Source organism: Trebonia sp., assembly GCF_049794275.1.
GTDB lineage: Bacteria > Actinomycetota > Actinomycetes > Streptosporangiales > Streptosporangiaceae > Trebonia.
In genome coordinates, this window is sequence record NZ_JBARCR010001298.1 from 1 (window position 1) to 6,037 (window position 6,037).

Here is a 6,037-nt window from a genome sequence, read left to right on the forward strand (position 1 = left end):
GGTCTCCGTCCGGCGGCTGGTCTCCGTCCGGCGGCTGGTCTCCGTCCGGCGGCTGTTTCGCCTCGGTCGCGGCGTGCCGTTGCGGGATCGCGAGGCGCAGCACGTCGGCGAGCGTCCCCGCGTACCGGTCCGCGACGGCCCGCGCCAGCCCGGCGATCTCGGGTGTCAGCACCTGCTCGGCGGACACCACCCGTTCCAGGTAGCTGAGCCGTCCCTGGTGCTCGCTGGCGCTCGCGCGCTCCAGGATGAAGCCGTCGGTCAGCTGTCCGGCGAACCTGACCCGTACCCGCACCCCGGGAAGCGCCTGGGCGGCGAGCCGCTCCGGAACCAGGTAGTCGAACGGCCGGTCCAAGTGGGCGAGCGGGATGTCCACCGCGACGCGGGCGACCGGGCAGTCAGGCGCGGGACGCAGGGTCCGCGGCTCCTTCTTGGCCCTGCCGCCTGCGCGCTGCCTGTTCGCCACCGTCCCGTCCTACCACGCTCCTGGGGGCGGCTGAGCCAGGAGACGCCAGCGGCCGGGCACGGGAAGCCGCAATACCCGTGCCCGGCCGCTCGCGGGCTAACCGGCCGGCCCAGTCCAGGGGGGCGGGAAGCCCCCATGCCTGGAATGGCGCCCGGGCGGCTAAGCCAGCGCGGGTTCTACTGTAACCGGGTCTTACTAGCCGAGCAGGTCGTCGAAGTCGCCCGCTCGAAGAGCGCTGACCATGGCCCGGACCGCGTCGGCCGGGTAAATCAGCGCCGTGCCCTTGGGGTCGCGCGAGTTGCGCATCGCGACCGTGGCGGAGTCGAGGCGGGCAAGCTCGACGCAGGCCCCCTGCGAATTGCTGCGCTCACTCTTACGCCACACCGCGCCGTCCAGCCGCGTGGCGCAGATCCCGTTGTAAATGTCCTGCATTGTCTCTCGTCTCCTGACGCATTGACTCGGACCATGTCTAGCTGCTGCTGCCACGGCCCAGCGCACTAGCTGCCGGTCCCCGTTGCACATGACCGGTTTCTGCCGATCCCTGAGACTCACCGGTCGTACGAGAAAGAGCTTAGCGCATGCACGTGCATCCGCAACGGATTTCGCACTTTCATACGCATACGCCATCTGCACGGCCACGCAGAGGCTTGTTTTCTAGAAAGCAACTTCCCTTATACGGTACGTGATCGGCCGCAGGTATGGACGGCCGATCAGCGAAGTATGGGCAGGTTATGTCCCGGTTACCCGTTTTGGGTGGCCTGGCAGGAGCCGAAATGTCGTATTACAGGCCGGCCGCGGCGCGCAGCTGGGCGGCGCGGTCGATGCGCTCCCAGGAGAAGTCGGGCTCGGAGCGGCCGAAGTGACCGTACGCCGCTGTCTGCGCGTAGATCGGGCGCAGCAGGTCGAGGCTGGCGATGATCGCCCGCGGCCGCAGGTCGAAGACCTCGGAGATCGCGTCCTGGATCCGTTCCACCGGCACCCGCTCGGTGCCGAAGCACTCGACGAAGAGCCCGACCGGCTTGGCCTTGCCGATCGCGTACGCGACCTGCGCCTCGCAGCGGTCGGCCAGCTCCGCCGCCACTACGTTCTTAGCCACCCACCGCATCGCGTAGGCGGCGCTGCGGTCCACCTTCGACGGGTCCTTGCCGGAGAAGGCACCGCCGCCGTGCCTGGCCATGCCGCCGTAGGTGTCGATGATGATCTTGCGCCCGGTGAGGCCCGCGTCGCCCATCGGGCCGCCGATCTCGAACCGCCCGGTCGGGTTGACCAGCAGCCGGTACCCGGCGGTGTCGAGCCCGAACTCGGCGAGCACCGGCTCGACGACGTAGTCCTTGACGTCCGGCGCGAGCAGTTCCTTCAGGTTGATGTCCGGGGCGTGCTGGGTGGAGACGACCACGGTGTCCAGCCGCACCGGCCGGTCCCCCGCGTACTCCACGGTCACCTGGGTCTTGCCGTCCGGCCGCAGGTAGGGAACGGTGCCGGAGCGGCGCACCTCGGACAGCCGGCGAGCCAGCTTGTGCGCCATCATGATCGGCAGCGGCATCAGCTCGGGGGTCTCCCGGCAGGCGTAGCCGAACATCAGGCCCTGATCGCCCGCCCCCTGCCTGTCGTAGTCCTCGGTGCCTTCGCCCTCGCGGAACTCGTACGCGTCCGTCACGCCCTGGGCGATGTCCGCCGACTGCGACCCGATAGAGACAGACACGCCGCAGGACGCGCCGTCGTAGCCCTTGGCCGAGGAGTCGTAGCCGATCTGCAGGATCTTCTCCCTGATGATGCCGGGAATGTCCACGTAGGTCTTCGTGCTGACCTCGCCGGCGACGTGGACCTGCCCGGTCGTGATGAGCGTCTCCACCGCCACCCTGCTGCCGGCGTCGTCCTTGATCATCGCGTCGAGGATGGCATCGCTGATCTGGTCGGCCATCTTGTCGGGATGGCCTTCAGTCACCGATTCCGAGGTAAACAGCCGACGGGCCACGTTCTTCTCCATCCATTGCTCAGCAGACCTGGCAGAGTGTAGCCGCCAGCGGCGACCGGCGGCGCAGGGCGCGGGTCTCAGCCCAGCCGCGCGGCGACCAGGTCCCAGACGACGCTGGCCAGCGCGTCCTTCGACCGCCGCGGGATCGGCGTCTGGCCACCGCCGGCGTCGAGCACTACGGCCTCGTTGTCGCCGGCGCCGAACCCGAGCCCGCCGCCCACCTGGTTGACCACGAGCAGGTCGCATCCCTTGCGGGCCAGCTTGGCCTGGGCGGCCGTCAGGTCCAGGTCGGTCTCGGCCGCGAACCCGACGAGCACCTGGCCCGCCGGGCCGTGCGCCGCCCGGCGGGCGGCCAGGTCCGCGAGGATGTCGGGATTTTCCGTCAGCGCGATCGGGCCGGGCACGCGGGGACCGGGACCGTCCTTCTTGATCTTCTGGCCGCTGCGCGCCGCGGGGCGGAAGTCCGCGACCGCCGCGGTCATCACCACCGCGTCCGCGGTCCGCGCCTCGTCGAGCATCGCGGCGTGCATGTCCCTGGCGGAGACGACGCGGATGACCTTCACCCCGGCGGGGTCGGGCAGCTCGACGTTCGCGGCGACCACGGTCACCTCCGCGCCGCGGGCCGCCGCGGACCTCGCGAACGCGTAGCCCTGCCTGCCTGTCGACCAGTTGCCGAGGAAGCGGACCGGATCGAGTTCCTCCCGCGTCCCGCCGGCCGAGACGACCACCCGCCGGCCCGCCATCGTGAGAAACGGGGCGGCTGCGGAGCCGGCCGCGTCCGTTCGGGATGAAAGCACCGATTCCGCCAGCGCGAAGAGCTCGGCCGGCTCAGGAAGCCGCCCCTTGCCGCTGTCCGCGCCGGTAAGGCGGCCGGTGGCGGGCTCGACGACCAGCGCGCCGCGGGTCCGCAGCGTCGCCACGTTGTGCTGGGTGGCGGGGTGTTCCCACATCTCGGTATGCATCGCCGGCGCGTACATCACCGGGCAGCGGGCCGTCAGCAGCGTCGCGGTCAGCAGGTCCGCGGCCAGTCCCGCGGCGGCGCGGGCGAGCACGTCGGCGGTCGCCGGCGCGACCAGCACCAGGTCCGCGCTCTGCCCGAGCCGTACGTGGGGGACGTCGGCGACGTCGGTCCACACGTCGGCCGCGACCGGCTCACCGGACAGCGCCGCCCAGGTCGGTTCGCCGACGAAGCGCAGCGCGTCGGGGGTCGGCACGACCCGCACGCGGTGGCCCGCCTCTTTGAGCAGGCGCAACAGCTCACATGCTTTGTACGCGGCGATTCCGGCGCCGACACCGAGGATGACGCGCGCCATGGCGGGCCCGGGGGCTAGCCCTCGGTTTGCTCCACCTTGAGCAGCCGTTCCCTGGTCTCGCGCAGCGCGATTGACAGCGGCTTCTCCTGGACGCGCGTCTCGACGAGCGGGCCGACGTACTCGAGCAGGCCCTCGCCTAGCTGCGAGTAGTACGCATTGATCTGGCGTGCCCGCTTGGCCGCCATGATGACGAGCCGGTACTTGCTGTCCACGACGTCGAGGAGCTCGTCGATCGGCGGGTTAATGATGCCGTCTGCGGCGGGGGTCCCTGCCACCTGTCGCCTTCCTATCGATGATTGTTAATCAACGTTACCAGTTGCCGGCACACCTCACTGACGGACGTGTTCACCAGCGTTACGTCAAACTCGCCGGCCGCGGCGAGTTCTTCCCGCGCCACCGCCAGGCGGCGTTCAACCACGTCGGGGGCCTCAGTGCCGCGGCGGGTGAGCCTGCGGACCAGTTCCTCCCAGGACGGTGGCTGCAGAAAGACGAACAAGGCGTCGTCCTTCATGACCTCGCGGACCTGCCGCGCGCCATTGAGGTCGATCTCGAGCAGCGTCGGCTCATCGCGCTCGATGCGCTCACGGACCGGTTCCCGCGGCGTGCCGTATTTGTTTCCCGCGAACTCGTTCCACTCCAGGAGTTCCCCGGCGGCCAGCATGCGGTCAAACTCGCGGTTGTCTACAAAGTAATATTCCCGCCCGTTCACCTCTCCCGGCCGCGGCCTTCGAGTGGTAACGGAAACGGAAATCCAGATCTCTGGACACTCACGGCGGAGTTCCGCGACGACTGTGCTCTTCCCGACCCCGGAGGGTCCGGAGAGCACAGTCAGCCGCGAATTTCTCCGTCCTGCGGGCGCGCAAGCCCCGCTGGGCGCCGCGCCCTTGGCGGCAACCGCCTCGCGCGCCTTACCGTCGGGGGAGAAAGCCATGCCCTCGTGCCCGCGCCGACCGCTCGCGAAGCCGGTTACCAGCGTCAGATGTCCGCACCGAATTCCTGCTCAAGCGCGGCGCGCTGGTTGGCGCCAAGCCCGCGCACCCGGCGGGACTCGGCGATGCCGAGCCGCTCCATGATCTGCTTCGCGCGGACCTTGCCCACGCCAGGCAGCGACTCAAGCAGAGCGGAGACCTTCATCTTGCCAATCACGTCGTCCGTTGATCCGTCCTTGATCACCTCGGACAGCGTGACTGCACCGCGCTTGAGGCGATTCTTAACCTCGGCGCGTTCCTTACGCGCTATCGCCGCCTTCTGCAAGGCATCGGCGCGCTGCTGGGGAGTGAGGGGAGGAAGAGCCACTCGGGGTCACCTCGGGTTTCGTTGAAAAAAAGGTTGGACGGGAGGGGAAACTAGCGAGTCAAGCACCCTTTCGGCAACGTGAATCTCGGTTTATGTCATCACAAATCCAAATATATTACTCTTAGTGCATGTTTCATTACTAAGAGTAGCCATTTGCAGGTCCTGCGCGTCTGGCGGGCTCTCGTGCCGTGATAGCCACGGACTCGTCGTTTCCCCCGAAACACTGACCCGTCTGCCGCGAATTATGCGCCATGTCCCCTTCCGAATGGACGGCGCCGCGTTCCCTTCGCCGGGGCCGGAGCCCCGCCCGCTCGAACTGCCGCGCGCGCCGTTTGCGCCGGTGGATCGGGCGCCCGGGCCGCCTAGGGCGCGACCGGCCGTCGCCACCGCGATTGCCGGGCGACGGACGTGCCGGACGCCCGGCACGGGCACCACCGACGTGCTAACAATACACGCAACAGGGCTGCCCTGACGGGACGCCGCGAAAACGTATTCCCGCCGCGACGCCTCTCGTGGGGCACGAATCATCGGCCGCCGTCTATTCATGGCGTGCCCGAACGCGCCGCCTCATGGAGGCCGGCGACATATGTGATTTCTGTGATTGAATTGCCGCTTTTCTCATGCCACGGATGTTCAGACGCTAGCCTTCTCCCGGCTCTTGGCAGGAGATTTTACCCACCGCGGCGTGTCCATCACAGTACCGGACCGACAATCGCCGCCGGCGAGGTTTGTCGTACTGGCCATAATCTCCGCCGGCCGCGGCACCGTCTGGTGCCCGTGGGGCAACGGTTCCGCTTTGCTTGCTCGCGAGATATCGCGACTTTCTGACGCTTTCAACCGCGGATTCGCGCGCAATTGCGTGCCAGTCACGGCCGGCCGTACGAGGACAGGACTCCGGCTTAACGCGGGACCGAACCCGACACCGCGCGGCGCAGCGAGGCGGCCACGGCGGCCGCGGCGGCGCCCGGGTCCGGCGCCCTGGTGATAGGG

At 68.7% G+C, this 6,037-nt stretch carries 6 protein-coding genes and 1 pseudogene; all 7 read right to left on the bottom strand.

What is annotated here, in order from left to right; translation table 11 throughout:
• Nucleotides 1-463, bottom strand: a pseudogene (locus WA805_RS31460) (primosome assembly protein PriA); the annotation flags it as partial.
• A gap of 195 nt (nt 464-658) precedes the next feature.
• Entirely contained in the window at nt 659-895 is a 237-nt protein-coding gene (locus tag WA805_RS31465) for a DUF397 domain-containing protein (protein ID WP_422289846.1), read from the bottom strand.
• 349 nt (nt 896-1,244) lie between these two features.
• On the bottom strand, nt 1,245-2,438 hold the full coding sequence (gene metK, locus WA805_RS31470) for a methionine adenosyltransferase (protein ID WP_425244161.1): 1,194 nt from the start codon (nt 2,436-2,438) through the stop codon (nt 1,245-1,247).
• Between the two features lie 77 nt (nt 2,439-2,515).
• The gene (coaBC, locus tag WA805_RS31475) at nt 2,516-3,751 is read right to left on the bottom strand and encodes a bifunctional phosphopantothenoylcysteine decarboxylase/phosphopantothenate--cysteine ligase CoaBC (RefSeq protein WP_422275616.1); all 1,236 of its coding nucleotides are present in this window, start codon (nt 3,749-3,751) and stop codon (nt 2,516-2,518) included.
• A gap of 14 nt (nt 3,752-3,765) precedes the next feature.
• The gene (gene rpoZ / locus WA805_RS31480) at nt 3,766-4,026 is read right to left on the bottom strand and encodes a DNA-directed RNA polymerase subunit omega (RefSeq protein ID WP_422275618.1); all 261 of its coding nucleotides are present in this window, start codon (nt 4,024-4,026) and stop codon (nt 3,766-3,768) included.
• A gap of 11 nt (nt 4,027-4,037) precedes the next feature.
• On the bottom strand, nt 4,038-4,682 hold the full coding sequence (gene gmk, locus WA805_RS31485; protein WP_422275620.1) for a guanylate kinase: 645 nt from the start codon (nt 4,680-4,682) through the stop codon (nt 4,038-4,040).
• 44 nt (nt 4,683-4,726) lie between these two features.
• Nucleotides 4,727-5,047 carry an integration host factor, actinobacterial type gene (mihF, locus tag WA805_RS31490; protein WP_422275622.1) on the bottom strand — a complete coding sequence of 107 codons (321 nt, stop codon included), beginning with the start codon at nt 5,045-5,047 and terminating at the stop codon, nt 4,727-4,729.
• Between the last annotated feature and the right edge of the window lie 990 nt (nt 5,048-6,037).